The sequence below is a fragment of the Dietzia sp. 111N12-1 genome (genome assembly GCF_001658045.1).
Taxonomy (GTDB): domain Bacteria; phylum Actinomycetota; class Actinomycetes; order Mycobacteriales; family Mycobacteriaceae; genus Dietzia; species Dietzia kunjamensis.
Genome location: NZ_LSSV01000028.1, coordinates 1 through 18,858 on the forward strand (window position 1 = coordinate 1; position 18,858 = coordinate 18,858).

Annotated in this window: 16 protein-coding genes and 3 pseudogenes; 2 read left to right on the forward strand and 17 right to left on the reverse strand. The window is 64.3% G+C overall.

The annotated features are described in order from the left end of the window. Positions 1-439 precede the first annotated feature (439 nt). The 8 genes and pseudogenes from AYO52_RS07015 to AYO52_RS07050 all read right to left on the reverse strand — a co-directional run bounded on the left by AYO52_RS07015 (position 440) and on the right by AYO52_RS07050 (position 7,434). Entirely contained in the window at positions 440-928 is a 489-nt protein-coding gene (locus tag AYO52_RS07015; protein ID WP_067715149.1) for a hypothetical protein, read from the reverse strand. Then, a complete protein-coding gene (locus AYO52_RS07020) occupies positions 921-1,370 on the reverse strand; it encodes an HIT family protein (protein ID WP_082923837.1) in 450 nt (149 codons plus the stop codon). The genes AYO52_RS07015 and AYO52_RS07020 overlap by 8 nt, the downstream gene beginning before the upstream one ends. Beyond that, the gene (locus AYO52_RS07025) at positions 1,351-1,836 is read right to left on the reverse strand and encodes a TIR domain-containing protein (protein WP_067715152.1); all 486 of its coding nucleotides are present in this window, start codon (positions 1,834-1,836) and stop codon (positions 1,351-1,353) included. The genes AYO52_RS07020 and AYO52_RS07025 overlap by 20 nt, the downstream gene beginning before the upstream one ends. A 138-nt stretch (positions 1,837-1,974) precedes the next feature. Then, a complete protein-coding gene (locus tag AYO52_RS07030; RefSeq protein ID WP_067715155.1) occupies positions 1,975-2,235 on the reverse strand; it encodes a hypothetical protein in 261 nt (86 codons plus the stop codon). Positions 2,236-3,692: 1,457 nt separating this feature from the next. Further along, positions 3,693-4,476 (reverse strand): annotated as a pseudogene (locus AYO52_RS07035) (enoyl-CoA hydratase-related protein). Further along, positions 4,473-5,021: pseudogene (locus AYO52_RS07040) on the reverse strand (NAD(P)H-dependent flavin oxidoreductase); the annotation flags it as partial. The pseudogenes AYO52_RS07035 and AYO52_RS07040, both read right to left, overlap by 4 nt. Positions 5,022-5,394: 373 nt before the next feature. Next, complete coding sequence (locus tag AYO52_RS07045) at positions 5,395-6,594, reverse strand: lipid-transfer protein (protein WP_067715158.1); 1,200 nt, start codon at positions 6,592-6,594, stop codon at positions 5,395-5,397. 42 nt (positions 6,595-6,636) lie between these two features. Further along, entirely contained in the window at positions 6,637-7,434 is a 798-nt protein-coding gene (locus AYO52_RS07050) for a MaoC/PaaZ C-terminal domain-containing protein (protein WP_216635312.1), read from the reverse strand. Between the two features lie 181 nt (positions 7,435-7,615). Here AYO52_RS07050 and AYO52_RS07055 point away from each other — a divergent pair, with 181 nt between their 5' ends. After that, positions 7,616-8,632: an AraC family transcriptional regulator gene (locus tag AYO52_RS07055; protein ID WP_067715161.1), complete on the forward strand. Its 1,017-nt coding sequence runs from the start codon at positions 7,616-7,618 to the stop codon at positions 8,630-8,632. 22 nt (positions 8,633-8,654) lie between these two features. On the opposite strand, the gene AYO52_RS07060 is transcribed toward AYO52_RS07055, so the two are convergent. From AYO52_RS07060 to AYO52_RS19120, 4 genes and pseudogenes are all read right to left on the reverse strand, one after another. Beyond that, positions 8,655-10,172, reverse strand: coding sequence for a class I adenylate-forming enzyme family protein (locus AYO52_RS07060; protein ID WP_067715164.1), 1,518 nt, complete (start codon positions 10,170-10,172; stop codon positions 8,655-8,657). Positions 10,173-10,186: 14 nt separating this feature from the next. Beyond that, entirely contained in the window at positions 10,187-11,017 is an 831-nt protein-coding gene (locus AYO52_RS07065; RefSeq protein WP_067715167.1) for an SDR family NAD(P)-dependent oxidoreductase, read from the reverse strand. Between the two features lie 45 nt (positions 11,018-11,062). Further along, positions 11,063-12,196 (reverse strand): CaiB/BaiF CoA-transferase family protein, encoded by a 1,134-nt coding sequence (locus AYO52_RS07070; protein ID WP_067715170.1) that lies wholly within the window; start codon positions 12,194-12,196, stop codon positions 11,063-11,065. A gap of 32 nt (positions 12,197-12,228) precedes the next feature. Beyond that, positions 12,229-12,351 (reverse strand): annotated as a pseudogene (locus AYO52_RS19120) (acyl-CoA dehydrogenase family protein); the annotation flags it as partial. Positions 12,352-12,918: 567 nt separating this feature from the next. On the opposite strand from AYO52_RS19120, the gene AYO52_RS18205 reads away from it, so the two are divergent. After that, positions 12,919-13,062, forward strand: coding sequence for a hypothetical protein (locus tag AYO52_RS18205; protein ID WP_156523550.1), 144 nt, complete (start codon positions 12,919-12,921; stop codon positions 13,060-13,062). A gap of 389 nt (positions 13,063-13,451) precedes the next feature. On the opposite strand, the gene AYO52_RS07075 is transcribed toward AYO52_RS18205, so the two are convergent. Genes AYO52_RS07075 through AYO52_RS07095 form a run of 5 tightly spaced genes read right to left on the reverse strand, consistent with a single transcriptional unit; the run spans position 13,452 to position 18,846 of the window. Further along, complete coding sequence (locus AYO52_RS07075; RefSeq protein WP_006898348.1) at positions 13,452-13,937, reverse strand: MaoC/PaaZ C-terminal domain-containing protein; 486 nt, start codon at positions 13,935-13,937, stop codon at positions 13,452-13,454. Beyond that, complete coding sequence (locus AYO52_RS07080; protein ID WP_008382198.1) at positions 13,934-15,097, reverse strand: acyl-CoA dehydrogenase family protein; 1,164 nt, start codon at positions 15,095-15,097, stop codon at positions 13,934-13,936. The genes AYO52_RS07075 and AYO52_RS07080 overlap by 4 nt, the downstream gene beginning before the upstream one ends. 23 nt (positions 15,098-15,120) lie before the next feature. Beyond that, entirely contained in the window at positions 15,121-15,918 is a 798-nt protein-coding gene (locus AYO52_RS07085) for an enoyl-CoA hydratase/isomerase family protein (RefSeq protein ID WP_008382197.1), read from the reverse strand. Continuing rightward, complete coding sequence (locus AYO52_RS07090; protein WP_067715173.1) at positions 15,915-17,588, reverse strand: long-chain-fatty-acid--CoA ligase; 1,674 nt, start codon at positions 17,586-17,588, stop codon at positions 15,915-15,917. Before AYO52_RS07090 ends, AYO52_RS07085 begins: the two co-directional genes overlap by 4 nt. Before the next feature lie 52 nt (positions 17,589-17,640). Further along, a complete protein-coding gene (locus tag AYO52_RS07095) occupies positions 17,641-18,846 on the reverse strand; it encodes a thiolase family protein (protein WP_006897083.1) in 1,206 nt (401 codons plus the stop codon). Positions 18,847-18,858: the final 12 nt, after the last annotated feature.

Sequence of the window (18,858 nt, forward strand, 5' to 3'; positions counted from 1 at the left end):
GATGACATCACCGATACGCAGTGGTGGAAGAGAATTGTCCTGGAAGATGATGCTCGGAACGAACACGGGCATCGTGCGACCGGTGGTGCCGGGATACATATACATGCCCCACGCACTAGAGGGACCGATGGGCGAATCCATCGGGCGCGGGGCTACCTTGGCCGAGACGGTACGCGGCCCGACGGCCAGAGCGCCACTGAAGCCAGACACGGCCGGTAGCTCCGCCTCAGTGGCGGCGCCAGCTGCCGACCACTCAAAAAGAGCTAATGGACAGTTTGAGTATTCGAAGTGGGCGTACTGCCGGGGCGCTTTCAGTCATCATTCAATAGGGAATCAGGAAGGTCCGCCGGACACTGGTTGAGCGCTGCCGACACCCCATAGAAGTGCCTCCGGCCGCGGCCTGGTCGGTTGAATAGGGCGATCGACGGAATAGCGAAGTCTAGTGGACTACACAGGCGATCACCACGCCCACAATGGCTACGGGGAGGTAGAAGGCGCCGACCGACCAGGAGAGCCAAACGCTCGGCCCGGGCAGCATCCGATTAACCCAGCGAGGCATGACCGGTGGCCAGTCTCCTGTCTCCTTTGTTGGAATATTTGAAGGTAGGTCGTCGGGCTGGAGCGAGAAGGTCTCGATGTTGTAGCGCCCGGAGGCAACGGCCTTGTAAAGGCTCCGGAAGCGTTTCTCCTGACGCAGGTAGTTGGCGTCAAGATAGGCGAAGAGCAGAGTCGCGCCGAGGCCGAGCAGAGCAACGGAATCGGCTCTCTGGGTCAGGGCGTACCCGTAGGCGGCAGTGACCACGGGCAAGAGCCACGCTTTGGCGTTGGAGGACGCGGCAGACATGCGTGTGACCACGGACTGAATGAAGTCGAGGTGTTTGCGACGGTCCTCGGGATCGTGCTGAGTTGGCGTCGAGAAATCAGTCATTCTCATGCATCTCTCGACACGCTTGGCGAACGCGATCTTGCATTTGGTCCTTAGCCTGCTCGGTGTAGTCGGTCTCCTCCGGCCAGATTGGTCCCATCGCATCGCTGGCCCAGCGGGGGACAAGATGAACGTGTAGGTGGAAGACAGTCTGTGTCGCCGCCTCGCCGTTGGACTGGATGATGTTCAGCCCCTCGGGCTCGACGGCCCCGCGAACGGCAGCCGCGAGGCGAACGGTGGCCCGGGCAAGATGCGCCGACGTCTCCTCGGGCAGGGACCAGATGTCCGGGACATGCCCTCGTGGCACGACCATGGTGTGTCCAAGGACGGCAGGCTCGGTCGGGAAGAAGGCCACGACGTGCTCGTCGCGGTAGACCTCGCGAGCATCGGGATCGTCCCGCTGGACGATCTCGCAGAATGGGCAATCAGGATCGCTTGTATGCATTCTGAACCAGCCCGGGAAGGGAAGCCTTGATGTTCGCATACACCGCTTGGCTATCCCTGCCGATCGGGTTGTATGGCTGGATGTAGTCCGCGATAGTTCCGCCGTTTTTCAGAGAGACCTTGGCGAAAGGGTCAGGTCCGGCGCTGGTTGTGCGCTGGTCTTGGTCCTTCAGACCATGGATTCGCACCCCGCAGAGCGGGATGTGGTTGTCCCATGCGTAGGCGATCTCCTTGCGGACCCACGGTCTGTTCGCCGTGTCGGATCCCACGAGGACGACCACCGCGTCCTTGCCAGCCATCTGGCGCTCGATCCACCGCTGGATAGCGTCGTCGCCCTGCCTCTTGACGCTCTCCCAGTCTTGGGAATCGAGCACTGGTTGTCCCTCGATGACTCCCATGCTCTTGATGGTATTGACCCGCCACCAGTCGTTGGCGTAGTGGAAGGAGTAGAACACTGATTTAGCCATGGTCGGCGTCCTTTCGTTCTGCGTGCTGAGACCACCTCGGCGCGTAATAGATGCTTAGTAGTCGAGTCCGACAAGTCCTGCCCTTCCGGGATGTGGAGTGCGGCGGCCACTTCCCCTCGCCGCCGCACTCCACCGGACCTACTTGACCCCCATCTGGATCCGAGTGCCGTCGCTGATATGCGTCGCGTACTCGGTCAACTCGGGATCGGAGATGGACCCGCCGATCCGAGCCCACTCGCGCTTGAGCACGGGCTTGATTGCGGAGACGGGCCGGCCCTTGTAGCGACGGGAGAGGGAGTCGAACATCTTCTGGTAGTCAGAGGCGACGTTCTTCATGGCGGGCCGGATGGCCTTCTCGAGTTCTTTCTCCCATCCGGGATTCATCTTGAAACCGGCCACGCTCAGACCCGCTGACTGATCGTCGTGTCGGGGTGGCGCTGGACTGTTGCAGCCTTGACGAACCGCCCCGTGATGGTCGAGCGATGGACAGTCGTCTTGTTAGACGTTCCTCGACCCGTCTTCTCGGTCGAGGTGGTCCGGGGACTCCGACGTGCGGTCGAGGCCTTAACAAAGCGTCCGCTCCGGGCGCTCCTACTTGCGGTGCGGGCCATGGGGCTCGCCTCCGTTCTGGGCCGTGGGCCCCCTTGCGAGCACTACGCATGGAACCGCTAGAGTCGGAGCCCTAGTTTCCGCAACTAGACGCCAGGCCCTGAGCGCTCCACCCCGAGTGTTCGGGGCTTCGGTGCTCTTGGGAAGAGTCTAGTTGGTGCTAATAACAACGGTGTTATTCAGCACGGTCCGGGGCGGGCGTGCACTGCAGTGTGCTGATGGTCTACGGTCCGTCACCGTCGGAGCAATGTGTCAGTCGGTGTCTAAATTCCCGTCTCCGACGTAGCGAGACCACGTTTGGCCAGCGACACAAAGGCAAAAGGTGCAGGCCAACACGCGCCGCCAGTCGGACGTCGAAGGTCCTACCAGACCGTCGATCGTGACCTCACGGTCGGGTTCGGAGGTCGACGCTCTGGAGTTTGTCCTGGTCAGGGCATGCTACGGACCAGCGGTCACGGGGAGGTGGTGATTGATTCATCTGATGCAATACGCAGTACTCGACTTTACATAAGGTCCGGATATCGGACCTGAGTTGGACCTCCTGACCCCGTTCTGGTCAACTGCAAGCTCGAATCTGCTGGTCACAAGGTTGTGCTCGCTGTGATCGGGGCACTAGCCCGGCCTGATTCCGGACTTCCAGGTCGCGCTTCACGAAGATCCGTAGCCAATCTGGGCTCTACGTTTGCCCAGCTCAGCAGGTTCCATGATCAAAGTTCTCGGCTGTTTTCGGATTCGGCGCCACGAGATGGAATCAGTGGTTCTCCAATTGAAGCGTTGAGCTGCGATTATCTGTCTAGGTCGATCTGAGTCGTCGGGCACTAAGGAGGTCCAACTCAGGTCGGAGTGGACCTCCAGCCTCCGGAATGGACTGTCGGCTCACCGAGGCCGATCGCTGTCGGGTGGCGGAAAGAAAAAGCTGGCGGCAGTTCGCGCCGGGCTCCTGATGGGCGTTGTGGTCGACCGGAGCACATCGTCGCTGCGCCTGGTTCCAGTTCCTTGGTTTTGGGACAGCGGGTCGACACAAGTTTCCAGACACTGGTGCCTGGCGAAATGCTGTGGCTCGGACAGTGTGTCCCAATATCGATCGTTTTGCAGACGCATGAGTCGCTTCATTGTGAGACGGGGTTCTGGCCCAGGCGCTGCAGATTATCGAGGGTGAGCAGCAGCCACCGGAACTGGGGTTGGATCTGATCGGAGATGGATTGCGAACGGGGGGCCGCGGAGCAGGGAAATACGGGGTAATTGAATCAGGCGAAATTGGGGCGGCGTTTCTCGAGGATCGAGGAGACCCCTTCGGCGAAGTCGTCGGATACCAGGAGTTCGCACTGTCCCTCGTGTTCGCGGCCCAGTGCGGCGTCGAGTTCGGCCAGCGTGGCGCCGGTGACGGCGCGTTTGGTCAGCTCCAGCGCGCGGCGCGGGCCGCGGGCCAGTCGGCGGGCGAGCTTGGCAGCGGCGGCGCGGAGTTCCGCCGCCGGCAGGACGTCCAGGGCCAGCCCCACGTCGAGCGACTCGGCGGCCGAGACGGCGTCCCCGCGCAGTAGCATCCGGGAGGCGACCGACCGCCGAGGGCAGCAGCACGCTCGCCCCGCCGTCGGGCATCAGCCCGATGTTGATGAACGCGAAGAGCAGGTAGGCGTCCTCTGCCATGAGCATGAGGTCGGCCGCGAGCGCCAGCGAGACCCCGACCCCGGCCGCCGGCCCGTTGACCGCGGCGATCACGGGGATCGGGGCGGTCAGCACCGCGCGGACCAGGGCCGCGGCGTTGTTCATCGTGTCGTCGGGGCTGGGCGTGTCGCCGCCCGGCTCCTTGATCGACTGGAGGTCGGCGCCGGTGGTGAACGCCCCGCCCTCCCCGGCGAGCACGATGACGCGGGTCTCCGGGTCTGCGCCGTGTTCGGTGATCAGCTCGACCAATGCGGTCACCGTGGCGTAGTCGAGTGCGTTCATCCGGTCGGGCCGGTTGATGCTGATTGTGGTCACGCCCAGGTCGTCGCGCTCGACCTTGACGGCGTCCCGCCCCGTGGCGGTCATCGGACCGACTCCACGGCGGCCATCATCCCGGCCAGCCGATCGGAGATGATCGCCTCGGCCTCGGCCATCATGCGGTCGACCAGTTCAGCCACCGTGGGCACGTCGTCGATCAACCCCTGGCACTGACCGGCGGACCAGATCCCGGCGTCCAGGTCGCCGTCCTCGAAGACCTTGCGGCCCCGGGCGCCGGCGACCAGGTGCTGGATGTCGGCGAACTCTGCGCCGCCGGCCTCCTTGGCCACGACCTCCGCCGAGATCGCGTTGGCCGCGACCCGGGCGGTGTTGTGGAGCTCGGAGTTGGTCACGATCTGCTGCTTGACCTGCTCCGGGACGGGCGACTCGGCCGTGCACATGAACCGGGTCCCCATGTTGGCCCCGTCCGCCCCGAGCGCCAGCGCGGCCACGAGGCCGCGGGCATCGGCGATGCCGCCCGAGGCCAGCATCGGGATGGACAGCCGCGCCGCCGCGGCGGGGATGAGCACCAGACCCGGCACGTCGTCCTTCCCCGGACGGCCCGGGCACTCGAAGCCGTCGATGGAGACGGCGAGGTCGATCGGGGCGACGCTGTGGAGCGAACCGCTCGATTGCCCCCGGCCACGGGGCGTGCGCACCGCGTCGAAGATATAGGCCTCGGGCACTGACACGTGAAGTGTTCCTTCCAACTGTGAGTGATCTCGGTCGCTGAGCGCTGACCAATCTCTCGTCTTCGATCACAAATGTTTAGAGATGCATTTGGTCTGCTCGGCGTACTCGCCGGTATCACCGAGGTGCTCTCGGGTCCGAGAGCAAGAATCGAGTTCCGTCCTCCTACTGCCGGCCACCGAGCCCGAGAAAGCAGACGACATAGTTCCTACTTTTTCTTAGCCGACCTGCAGGTTCGCCTTGCTCGGTGGCGGACATTTCCCGCCGAACGGTTTACTACCGGTTGGCCGGGCGGTAGGCGGTGACCACTGCGGAGCCGCCCAGGCCGATGTTGTGTTGAAGTGCGATCCGAGCGTCCTGGACCTGCCTCCGGTCGGCGGTGCCGCGCAGTTGCCACGTCAGTTCCGCGCATTGAGCGAGCCCGGTGGCCCCCAAGGGGTGGCCCTTGGAGATGAGCCCTCCGGAAGGATTGACCACCCAGCGGCCACCGTAGGTCGTCTCACCACGGTCGACGAGGTGGTGCCCTTCGCCCTCGGCTGCAAGCCCGAGGGCCTCATAAGTCAGCAGCTCGTTGGGGGCGAAGCAGTCATGGAGCTCGATGACATCTATGTCGTCTGGGGTGATGCCGGCTTGTCCATAGACCTCACGGGCCGCGGTCCGACTCATGTCGGCGCCCACGAGACTGATCATGCTGCGATCTGCGAACGTTGACGGTAGGTCACTGACCACCGACTGCCCGATGATCTCGATGGCCTGATCGCCGAGGGAGTGCTCATCGACGAAGCGCTCGCTGGCCAGGACGGCAGCGCCCGAACCGTCCGATGTCGGGGAGCACTGGGATCGAGTCAACCCGGCCTCGGCGTAGATCATCTTGTCGTTTTGGATCTGCTCCACGCTCAGGGCGTCCTGGAACTGGGCGTACGGGTTGTTCACCGAGTGACGATGGTTCTTCTCAGCGATCTTCACGAAATGATCCGGCGAGGAGCCGTACCTGTCGTTGTGCTCCAGGCCCGCGGCGCCGAACATCCACGGGGCGGGGGGGAAGGCCATCTCGCGAAGCTCGGCCATCGCCTCGACATGGCGCCCCATGGGGGCTGCTCGGTCATCGGCTCCCATAGACAGCGAACCCGACTTCATTTTTTCGAAGCCCAGCGCGAGCGTGCAGTCGGCCAGCCCACCGCGGATTGCTTGAGCGGCCAAGAACAGTGCCGAAGACCCGGTGGAACAATTGCTGTTGACATTGAACACCGGCACACCGGTCAGTCCGAGCTCGTAGACCGCACGGTGGCCGGAACAGGAATCCCCGAAGCAATAGCCGACGTAAGCCTGTTGCACGCGGTCGTAGCGGATCCCGGCGTCCTGAAGAGCTGCGGTCCCCGATTCACGCGCCATGTCGGGGTAATCCCAACCCAGGCGGCGGCCAGGCTTCTCGAACTTAGTCAGACCGACTCCGACAACATAAACCTTGTTACTCATTGCGCTCCTTCTACTTGGGGGAGGGAAAATCGAAGGGGAAGGTCAGTCGCTGACCTGGACGACCCCGTCTTTGATCACCACTGACCCGTCCTGGGAGGTCGTCTCGAAGGCGTAGGTGCCCTTGTCGGTCTTCCACAGACGGGTGGTGATCGTGCTGCCGGGGAAGGCGGGGGCACTGAACCGCACCGCGAGCCGCTTGAGGCGGAACGGATCCTCGGGGCAGGCGGTCTGAACGGCCGCCCGGGAGACGAACGCCATCGTGCACAGCCCGTGAATGATGATCCCGGGCAAACCGACAGACTGGGCGAATTCCGGGTCGGTGTGGATCGGCATCGTATCGCCAGATGCGTCGGCGTAGCGGTAGGTCTGGTCGTCGTCGAAGCTCTGGACCACCTCGTTGTCGAAGTCGCGTTCTCGAAGCGACGGGTCCAGCTGGTGGCCCGGGGCTTCAACGCCGTGCCCGTCGGTGAGCTTGCCGCCGCGGAAGAACCCCGAGAAGTACTGTTCGTTGACCAGCGCTCCAGCAGGGTCAGTGGTCTCGACGTACGTGGTCACCACAGCGCCTGATGAGCGGCCATGAATGCCGACCACCTTGGCTCGGCAGTGCAGTTCGTCGCCGGCGGCGATCTGGCGGGCGTAGCGCATCTCCTGCTCGCCGTGCAGAATTCTCATCTGAAGCTCGCTGGGGACCACTGCCATGGTCGTGCGCGCCATGGTCGCGAAGACCGGCACCACGGCGTACACAGGGGGAGCGAAATCGCCTGAGGCGTGTACGGGATGGTCGTCGTTGGTTGCTGCCGCGAATGCCGCGATGTGTTCGCGTGTGGCGTGGAAGACCACCGTGTCGCTCCACTGCTCGAGCAGGTCGAACTGAAAGTCGTGATCTGGATCGGTCACCACAGGGCCTCTCGCTTGGACTGTGCACGCTGTACTCAAGGGACGCTACGTAGGATGCGATGCGGTGCGAATGACCTCAGTTCGCGTAAACACTGACCGAAATGGTTTGAGGGCAGGAGGTGTAGTGGCCACGCCCCGCACGTTGCCGGTGAGGTTCTTGCGCGCTGCCTCCGAGACCGTCGAGCTGCGCGGGTACGACCTAGACTCCTGGCTCCGTAGATTGGGTGTAGATTCGCGCCTTCTGTTCGACGACCGGTCCCGGATCACAGTCGACCAGGCTTCGGCGATGATCCGGGAGCTCTGGGCCCTCACCGATGACGAACTGTTCGGACTCGGGCCGTCGAAGGCGCCCAGAGGTACTTTCCGGATGTTGAGCCTGGCGGTGCTGAGCGCTCCTGATCTGGGGGCGGTGCTGGACAGGTGGAGCCAGTTCAGCCGGGTTGTCACTGGCCTGCCTGTGATAACAGTGCACAAGAACGACGACTGTGTCCGTGTGGAGGTCGCTATCGACCCTGAGCGCGATCCGACTCACTTCATGGTCGATATCAGCCTCGCGGTGACAGTGCGATTCTTGGGCTGGCTGATCGGCAGGCGGCTACTTGTCGACCAGGTACTGCTGCCCTACCCCACGCCAGAGCATCCACAGGATTACGAGATCATCTTCGGCCCCAACGTCGCGTTCGACCAGCCAACTGCTGCTTTCGTGATTCGGACCCAGATACTTGGTTTGCCGACCGTGCGTGACGAGAAGGCCGTCGAGCAGTGGTTACGGCAGGCGCCGCAAGACCTGCTCAACTCTCGAGAGCATGACCTGACCGTGGCAGGCCAAGTCCGACACCTTCTCGAGCGGGGACTGCGTGGCGACTGGATGGACGCCGACGCAGTCGCCAGCAGACTGGCGATGAGCACCCAACACCTACGGCGGGTACTGCGCGACGAAGGCACTTCGATATCGACGCTCAAAGAGGAGCTGCTGCGAGATGCCGCGATCGCCAGCCTGGTTCGAGGAGACGAGTCCATCACGGCGCTGTCGACCCGCCTCGGATTCTCCGAACCGTCGGCTTTCTACAGGGCATTCAAACGATGGACCGGAAATGCCCCCGGCTCCTACCGCCCGGGATCTGGCGAAGCGGACAAGTAGGAGCCGGAAGCCGGCTAGCAAGTCATGAACCGAGGGCAGCACGCAGCTTGTGCTTGAGGATCTTGCCGGAGGCATTACGTGGGATCTCACCGACGATTAGATCGTGGGGAATCTTGTAGTGAGAGATTTTGTCGGTGCAGAACTCTTGAAGCTCGGCAAGGGTCAGCGTCGACCCCTCCCGCAGTGTGACTTGAGCGATGATGCTCTCACCGTACGTCTCGTGCGGGCGACCAACGACAGCGACGTCAGCGATGTCGGGATGGGCAGCGACCACTGATTCGACTTCCACCGAGTAGACGTTCCGCCCGCCGGTGATGATGAGGTCTTTGAGCCTGTCGACCAACGTCATGTACCCGTCCGCGTCGCCCTGGGCCAGGTCCCCGGTGTGTAGCCACCCGTCACGGACGGTGTCGGCGGTCTGCTGGGGCTTATTCCAGTAGCCCTTCATGATGCTCTCGCCTCGGAGGATCAGCTCCCCCACTCCGCCAGCCGGCACGGGGTCACCGTCCGGGTCGACGACCTTAGCTTCGAGGAACATCGTCGCCTGGCGACCGCTCGCACTGGGTCGGGCCCTGACCTGCTCGCAGGTGGAATAGATGCCGCCCGGACCGCCCTCGGTCTGACCGCACAGCTGCATCAGATCCACGTGCGGCAGCGCGCGGGTCAGCGACTCCACCGCACTGGCCGGCATCGGGGCGGCTCCGAAAAGCGCAGTGCGCAGGGCCGGCAGGTCACGATCTCCCATGCCGGAGAGCATTAAGAACTGGAACATCGTGGGAACCCCGAACATCATGGTGATGTTCTCGGTCTCCAGCGCATCGAGGACCGGGCCGGGATCGAAACCGGGTAGGACGACATGGGTTGCCCCGAGCAGCGTCCCGGGCACGAGCATGATGCACAGCTCGGCCGAATGATAGAGGGGAGCAACGTGCAGGAACCGGTCCCCCGCTTTCATGCCGGTGGAACCCACGCATCCCATACCCACCCAGATGGTGCGATGGTGATCGAACAACGCTCCCTTGGGCTTACCGGTGGTGCCCGAGGTATAGAGGATCAGCGAGTCGTCAGTTTCGGTCGGCACATCCTCGAAAGGGTCGCCGGCGGCCTGGCTGGACAGCTCTACAAGCGAGGGATCTGCTCCCCCGTGCGTCAGGGACACTACGTGCTCGGTCGTGGAGGGAAAGTGCGGCCTGGCGCCATCGACTGAGGACGCCAAGGAAAGGTCGTACGCCAGCACTTTGGCACCGGAGTCTTCCAGAAGATATTGCAGCTCAGGCGGGGCCGAGGCCGGGTTGATCGGGACTACGATGGCCCCGACTCGAGAGGCGGCATAGAAGGCCACGATGAATCGGTCGGAGTTGGTGCCCATGAGCGCGAATCGATCACCTCGGCCCAGCCCCAACCCTGCCAATGCATGGGCGGTGCGGTCGACTTCTGCGTCGAACTCGGCATAGGTGCATTCGAAGTCCGCGAACTTGATCGCGACGGTGTCCGGGACGCGTCGGGCGGTGGCGCGGAGCGCTCCTGGGATGGTCTTCATAACGGTCGTCCTCGTCAGATCATGAACCCGCCGCCGCAGACCAGGGTCTGCGCGCTGACGTAGTTCGAGTCGGGGGTGCAGAACATGTAGACCGCTCCCGCGGCTTCCTCGGGGGTTCCACTGCGGCCGAGGGGGATCATCGACTCCATCGCTGCCAGCAGGTTCGGGTTCACTCCCACTTTGATCTCGCGGCCGGCGACGTCGATGGTTCCGTCTCCATCGGCCGGGATCTCGGTCAGGCGGGTTGTGATCATGCCGAAGGCCACGGTGTTCACAGTGACGTTGTAGCGGCCCCACTCCTTGGCCAAGGTCTTGGTCAGGCCGGTGATGCCGGCCTTGGCCGCGGCGTAGTTGGCCTGTCCGGCGTTGCCGCCCAGGCCGGCGACGGAGGAGATGTTGACGACCTTGCGGCACGGGACCGGCTCGCCCTGTTCGCGGGCCGCCTTGGCCGACGCCGCGATGACCGGCTGGGCAGCCCGAAGGATCCGGAACGGCGCCTTGAGGTGGACGTCGAGGATCGCGTCCCACTGTTCGTCGGACATCTTCTGGATGACGCTGTCCCAGGTGTACCCGGCGTTGTTGACGATGATGTCCAGTCCACCGAGCTCGTCGACAGCAGTGCTGACAAACCGTTCCGCGAATCCTTCGTCGGTCACGCTGCCAACGCACGCCACTGCCCGTCCGCCCGCATCGTTGATGGCGGCGACCGTCTCGTGAGCCGGGCCTTCATCCAGGTCATTGACCACGACGCCGGCCCCTTCGGAAGCCAGCTTCATCGCGATCTCTCGTCCGATCCCGCGGCCGGAGCCGGAGACGATGGCGGTCTTACCGTCCAGAGTTCCCATGTGAGTCAATCCTGTTCTGTGGTGAGTAAACGGGTCCCGTTACCGTCAGGCGACGGTTGCGGATTGGATGAGGAAGGCGGCCTCGGGCTCGGAGAACCCCCACCGCTGCAGAGTCCGGGCCACGTTTCGCCCCGAGTCATCCGCGGCCACCGGGGCGGCGCTTTCGGATCGACTAAAACGTGGCGCTGGGGCAGGTTGCACGACTGCATCGAGCTCAAGGAACGACCCGCGGGCTTGATGGTGTGGATGAGCTGGCGCTTCCCACGGGGAGAGGACTGGTGTCACGCAGGCGTCGGAGTCAGCGAACAGCTCGGCCCACTCATCACGGCTCCTACTGGCGAACGTCTCTTCCAGCAGGTGCCGCCACACGCCCCACCCTGTGGGGTCATGTTGATCCGGGAGGTGCTCCGATTCGATATCGAGAATCGAGACAAGTTCGGAGAAGAACTGGGGCTCGACGCAACCCACGGCGACGAACCGGCCATCCAAGCAGCGGTAGGTGTCGTAGAACGGAGCGGCACCGTCGAGCATGTTGGTGCCTGGTTCCTCGTTCCACATCCCGTGGGCGTGCATCCCGCGCATGAACGACGAATACAGCGACGCGCCGTCAACCATGGCCGCATCGATCACCTGTCCGCGGCCCGATCGCTGCCTTTCGACGAGGGCGGACACTATGCCGAGAGCCATGACCATCCCGCCGCCGGCGAAGTCGGCGAGCAGGTTCATCGGCGCCGAGGGACGTTCCCCGCTCCTGGCCAGTGGCTCGAGTAGCCCGGCCAGCGCGAGGTAGTTGATGTCGTGGCCGGCCCTGTCCCGGAGCGGGCCGTCCTGGCCCCAGCCCGTCATTCTGGCGTACACCAACCGTGGGTTCGCGCCGATAAGCGCCTCTGGCCCTACTCCCAGACGCTCGGCCACACCAGGTCGAAACCCCTCGACAAAGACGTCCGCGCCAGCGACCAGTCGGTGTACCACCTGGACGCCCTCCGTGGTCTTCAGGTTCACCGCGATAGTGCTGCGTCCCCGATCGAGCGGGCCCTCCGGGGGCGTGATCGCCGCGCTACTCCCCAGGCGGTCCACCCGAATAACCTCCGCCCCCAGGTCGGCCAGCACCATGCACCCGAATGGTGCGGGAGCAAGGCTGGCAATCTCAACAACACGAATTCCGTCAAGTGGCCCCATCGCATCTCCCAATCACTTGATTCTTCGCAGTCTTACAACGAGCACGAGATGATTTCGTAGGTGCCGCCGTATATTTTCTGGATTCGAGAGTCGGCAACAATCTTCGAGATCGGGTACTCGTCCATATATCCGTAACCGCCGAAAAGCTGCAGACATCCTCACGGTGGGCGTCCCCTCGATCCGGGGTGAGGTGATGCGGCTCACGCTACGGACGGCGGGACGCGCCCTCCATGACCCAGACGCGCGCATACCGTGACCGGTCTTGAAGGGCATCGATCTTCGCTAGACGATCTTCTGCAGCGACTCAGGGGTATCGCGAACGTCGAGAAGTTCGCCCATTCCTCGCGAGCACACTCGGTTCTCACCTCATCGGGGTGCACCACTGGAGGTAGAGCGGCTGCATACAGGTGGCAAATTAGTACCTGAAAGGGACGGGCGGTGGACGTTCGGACGCCTCACGGATTGATGTCTTTGGACCCGTATGAGAAGGGGCACGGTGGCGAGATGGCTGTCGCAGACGCGGAAATCTTGGCGCATACCGAGCCGTTGGGCGGAATCGCCCTCGGGTCGTCGGCCGGGGTCCTACGCGCCGACGAACCGCCCGCCGCGCACGCCCGCCGACGATATTCGGGCGAGCACCATCCCGCCGGACGCCAGTCGGGCTACCTGGGTAACAAGAAACGTTACCGACTATCCGTTACCGCGTTTGTGGAGGGACTGCTATGTCGACGTGGGAGACGATCGCCAGGGCCTATGGGGTGCTCATCGGCGAGGTCGCGGCGTGGATGCGCGAGCACGCCACCGGCGGTGCCGGGGACGTTCCGGAGGCTCCGGATCTGTCGGAGGCAATGTCGGCGAAAACCTAAGGGTTTGATTTGGTTCGATGAAGGTAATTGATGGGACAACGGCCTCGCCGGGCCCGTCCCTGCACCTGGCTCAAGGGGCTTTTGCAACTATCGTGGTTGGTCGTAAGTCTCGGACGCCGCTTCATTGGTGGTTGGCGCGGCGTCGAGGTGCCGATAGGAGTCGACACGGGTTTTCAGACATTGGTGGCCTAGCGAAACACGTTGCCTCTGGGAGCGTCCCAAAATCGACCGCTAGCGGACGCGCTCGGACGGGGGTTTGACTACCTTGCAGCCACCGTCGTGAGGTGGGGTCGTCACACGTCCCACGCTGACTTGCGGATACGAGATGAAGGTCGCTTCGTCGATGTAGGGCGGGACCGTTGCTCTTTCTGGTGACGTCCTGCCGTGTGTCAGTTGAAGCCTCCGGACGGTGTCGTGGCCTGCTCTCTTTGCCACATGACGATGGTCAGTTCGGCGTAGAGGACGGTGTGGTCGTCCTGATCGGTCAGCCGCATTTCTATCTTCACTCGTCCGCGTGTTCCGTCGAGAGTGATCTCGGCAATTTGGGCGGTTCCGGTGAGAACGTTGCCGGGTCGGACGGGCGCCGGGAACCGTACCTTGTCGAATCCGAGCCCGGCGATCACTGCCCATTGGTTGAGCATTGTTTGTGTGAGCAGCCGTTGAGCGATGGCAATGGTGTGTACCCCGCTGGCGATGAGTCCGCGGAAGTGACCCTGGTTGGCGGCGTCCTCATCGATGTGAAACCACTGTGCGTCCCAGCGGGTGGCGAAATCGACCAGTTCGGCCTTGGAGACGGTGTGATCGCCCAGTTTGTGAATCTGGCCCGGGGTGAAGTCTTCGGCGTAGACGGACGGACTTGGGGGAGTGGCGTTCACAGCGACCTGGCTACGAGCAGCTTCATGATCTCGTTGGTGCCGCCGTAGATCCGCTGCACGCGGGAGGCGGTGTACATCTGGGCGATGGGGTACTCCATCATGTAGCCGTAGCCACCGAACAGCTGTAGGCACTTGTCCACCACGCGGCACTGCATGTCGGTGGCCCACAGCTTGATCATCGAGGCGCCGGCGGCGTCGAGGGTGCCGTCGATCTGGCGGCGGATGCCGTCGTCGATCAGCGCCTTGCCGGCGTAGACGTCGGCCTTGCACTCGGCTAGTACGAACTGGGTGTTCTGGAAGTCCAGGAGTTTCTTGCCGAACGCATCGCGCTCTTTGACGTACCGGATGGTCTCGATCACCGCGGCCTCGGCCACTGCCACGCCGGCGACTCCGATGATGAGTCGCTCCCGCGGCAACTGGGTCATGAGTTCGGCGAAGCCGGAGCCCTCCTCGCCAAGGATGTTCTCCACCGGTACCCGCATGTCGTCAAAGAAGAGTTCGCGGGTGTCCCATCCGTGCATGCCGATCTTCTCGAGGACGGCGCCGCGGGAGAAGCCCGCGACGTTATTGTCGACCTCGGCGACTAGTAGGGAGATGCCCTTGCCGCCGGCCGCTGGATCGGTCTTGGCCACGATGACAACCAAGTCGCAGTGGGTGCCGTTGGAGATGAAGGTCTTGGCGCCGTTGACCACGTAGTGGTCGCCGTCGCGGATCGCTGTGGTCTTGACGTTCTGCAGGTCTGAGCCGGTACCAGGCTCGGTCATGGCGACGGCCACCACTTTCTCGCCGGAGGCGAGCCCGGGTAGCCAGCGGCGCTTTTGCTCCTCGGTCCCGTAGGCGTTGATGTAGTGGCTGACGATCGTGGAGTGCACGGTGAAGCCGAACGCGCTGTCGTGCGCGTACGCCAGTTCCTGGGCCACTACAGCCTCGTGGCCGAAGTCGCCTCCCCCGCCGCCGTCCTTTTCGGCGATGTCGGTGAGCAGTAGGCCTGCCGCTCCGGCTCTGTTCCAGAGTTCGCGGTCGACGTGGCCCTGCCGGGCCCAGTCCGCCTGGCGGGGGGTGACTTCTCTGGCGAAGAAGGCGCGGGCGTGGTCCCGTAGCAACTCGTGGGACTCGGTTTGCCAGGTGGGGCGGTGGTCGGGGAACAGGGTGGTGGTCATGATCTTGTCCTTGTCGGGCCGGGTCAGCGGCCGGTGAAGTTCGGCGAACGCTTGGCCACGAAGGCGGCCTGGCCCTCGTGGCTGTCGTCTGAGGCGAGTGAATAGACGAAGTTGCGCTTTTCGTGCTCGAGCCCTGCGGCTATCGACCCGGTCTGCGCGGCCAGGGCGGCGTCTTTGGCCAGGGCCACGGCCAGCGGGGAATTAGCCGAGATCCGCTGCGCCAGGGCGATCGCCTGTTCGACGACCTCGTCGTCGTCGACCACCTTTCCCACCAGGCCGAGGGTGGCGGCCTCGGTCCCGGTGACCAGGTCGCCGCTGAGCAGCAGTGCCATGGCGCGAGGTTTGCCGAGCGCCCGGATGAGTCGTTGGGTGCCGCCGCCGCCGGGGATGACGCCGAGCTTGACCTCGGGTAATCCAAGGCGGGCACCCTGGCCGACGATGCTGGTGTCGCAGGCCAGGACGAGTTCGAGCCCGCCCCCCAGGGCCAGGCCCTCGACGGCTGCGATCACCGGTTTGGGGAAGTTCTCCAGGTCGGCCCATAGAGTCCCCCCGGAGGCCCGCCGCTGCCCGATCAACGGATCGGCCCGCAGGGCGTCGAACGCGGTGATGTCTGCTCCAGCGCAGAACACGCCGCTCGCGCCGGCCAAAACTATGGCGCGCACGGAGTCATCGGTCCGCAGCTCGGCTAGGTGCCCGTTCAAGGCTGCGAACACCGCGGCGTTCAGTGCATTCCGGGCCTCGGGTCGGTTGATGCGCAGGATCGCGACGGCTCCGCGTCGTTCGCTGCGCACCACATCATCGTGTCCGCTCCGGTTGTTCATTCCTCGGCTCCCCGGTAGAGATCGGCGTGGTCGGTGCGTAGCGTCTTTTTGTCCAACTTGCCGACGCTGGTGCGCGGCAGCGCGTCGGCGAAGATGACGATGTCGGGCAGTTGCCACTTGGCGAACTTGTCTTCCAACACGGCGTGGATGTCGTCGACGTCAAGATCGGCACCGTCTTCTTGGACGACGATCGCAACCGGGCGCTCTTGCCACTTGGGATGCTCGATCCCAACCACGGCGGCTTCGCGGACCTGTGGGTGGGCGACGATCGCGTTTTCCATGTCGATCGAGGAGATCCATTCGCCGCCGCTTTTGACCACGTCCTTGATGCGGTCGGTCAGCTTGAGGTAGCCGTCGGGGCGGATCGTGCCGGCATCGCCGCTGCGCCACCACCCATCGGCGAACGCGCCGCCTTTGTCTTCCATCTTGTGGTAGCGCTCGATGATCCACGGGCCGCGCATGAGCACCTCGCCTTGGGAGACACCGTCGTGGGGTAGTTCGGTTCCGTCCGGTCCGACGACCTTGATGTCGATCCCGTTGACCAGCAGACCCTGGGCCCGCTTGAGATCCCACTTCTCCTTCTCACTGAGCACGTCCCGCAGCGTGTGCTTCAGGCCTGCGTTGACGGTGACCAGCGGAGTGGTCTCCGTGGCGCCGTAGGCGTGGATGATGTCGGCGCCGGTGAGGTCATGGAAGCCGCGCATGAGCGTCAGCGACGGTTCGGTCGCCCCGGACAGCAGACGGGCGCGGCTGAAGTCCGGGCGCGTCTTGAGTGTGCGGATGTAGTCGAGCATCGGCTCGAAGATCGCGGGGGCACCGTTGGCTACGGTGACGGACTCGGAGATCATCGCGTCAACCAGCACAGAGGTGTCCTCGGCCGTATACCGTCCGGGCAGCACGACCTTGGCGGCCGAGTAGATGGCCGACTGCGGCAGTCCCCAGCCCTGGCCGTGGAACATCGGGGTGATGACCATGACGGTGTCGTCGTCGCCCATCTTCAACTGCGCTGCCTCGGCAAGAGTGTGGAGGTAGATTCCGCGATGGGAGTAGTACACGCCCTTGGGGCGGCCGGTGGTGCCGGTGGTGTAGCACGCGCTGTACGCCGAGGTTTCGTCGATCATCGGCCAGTCGAAGGTCGATTCCGCGGCCGTCAGCGCGTCTTCCCAGTGGACGACCCCGGGCAGGGTGGTGGAGATCTCCGAGAGTGGCTTGTCCGTCATGACCACCCAGGTCTTCACCCCGACGCCCTGCTCGACCAGCGCCTCGGCCACGGGCAGCAGGGACTCGTCGACCAGCACGATCGAGGTTTCGGCGTGGTCGGCGACATAGGCCAGGTCCACCGGGGCGAGCCGCAGGTTCATCTGCAGCATCACCGATGCGATACCGGGAATCGCCCAGTACAGCTCCATATGGCGTTTGGAGTTCCAATCCAGGATTCCCACCACCGTTCCGGGGCCGGCCCCCAGCCCGGAGAGCGCGTGGGCCGACTTGCCGACCCGCTCGAACATGTCTGCGTAGGTGTAGCGGTCCCAGCCCCCGTCGATGGTGCGGAATACGATCTCCTGCTCGGGGTAGGTCCGGGCGGAGTGCCGCAGCAGGGTGGTGGTGTTGAGCTGGTAGCTGTCACCGTGTGTCGACGGCAGACCGGTGACGATGGGGTGGGACGTCATGTTGGTGCTCCTGAAGTGGGGTTGGGACGGTGGCTGGGACGGAGGGGGCTCGTCAGAGGCGTTCGATGATGGTGGTGTTAGCGGTGCCGTGGGCTTCGCAGATGGTCTGTAGCCCGTATCGGCTGCCGGTGCGTTCGAGTTCGGTCAGCAGGTCCGTCATCATGCGGGCGCCGGTGGATCCGAGGGGGTGGCCGACAGCCACCGAGCCGCCGTTGACGTTGAGTTTGTCGTCGGGGACGCCGAACTCTTTTTGGAACATCAGCGGTACTCCCGCGAACGCTTCGTTGACCTCGAACAGGTCGATATCGTCCACCGTGAGCCCCGACCGGTCCAGGGCCTTGCGGGTGGACTCGAGGATTGCGGTGAACTGGATGATCGGATCGGCCGCGGCGACCGCGTGGACCACGAAGCGGGCGCGGGGGGTGAGCCCGTGGGCCTCGGCGAACTCGCGGTCGGCGATGAGTAGTGCGGCGGCGCCGTCGCTGAGCTGGGAGGAGTTGGCTGCGGTGGTCTTGCCGTCTTCGGCGAACACCGCCCGCAGGGACGCCATCTTCTCTGGGTCGAGCTCGGCCCGGATCCCCTCATCCGCGGTCACGGGCTCGCTGGAGTCATCGAGCGGGTCGCGGCGCAGCGGAACCAGCTGGGTCTCGAAGCGGCCGTCGCGGGTGGCAGCCAGCGCCCGCTCGTGGCTCCGGCGGCTGAAGGCGTCGAGTTCCTCCCGGCTGAGGTCGAAGCGGGTGTTCATCAGCTCACTGGACGGGCCTTGAACCAGCAGTCCGCCGTCGTAGCGGGCCAGTTCGCGGGGGGAGTATTGCGGGCCTAGCGGGGCGCCGGGTTGTAATGAGGATGGCAGCGCCACCTGTGACATCGACTCCACGCCGCATGCGATGGCGAGGTCGTAGGACCCCGCCTCCACACCGTGGGCGGCAAATGCGACAGCTTGCTGCCCCGAGCCGCACTGTCGGTCCACGGTCACGGCCGGCACCGAATCGGGCAGGCCGGAGGAGAGCACCGCATGGCGAGCGATGTTGGAGCTCTGCTGGTCGTGCGTCATCACACAGCCAGCGATCACGTCGTCGATTTTCTCCGGCGCCACATCACTGCGGCGAACCAGTTCACTGAGGGTGGCCCCCAGCAGATCGGCGGGATGCCAGGCGGCCAGCGCCCCGCCGCGCTTGCCGACCGGGGTCCGGACGGCATCGACGATCACGGCCTCGCGGGTGGCTCGGGAACTACGGGGCTGGGGGGAGTCGGTCATGACTGGGCCCTT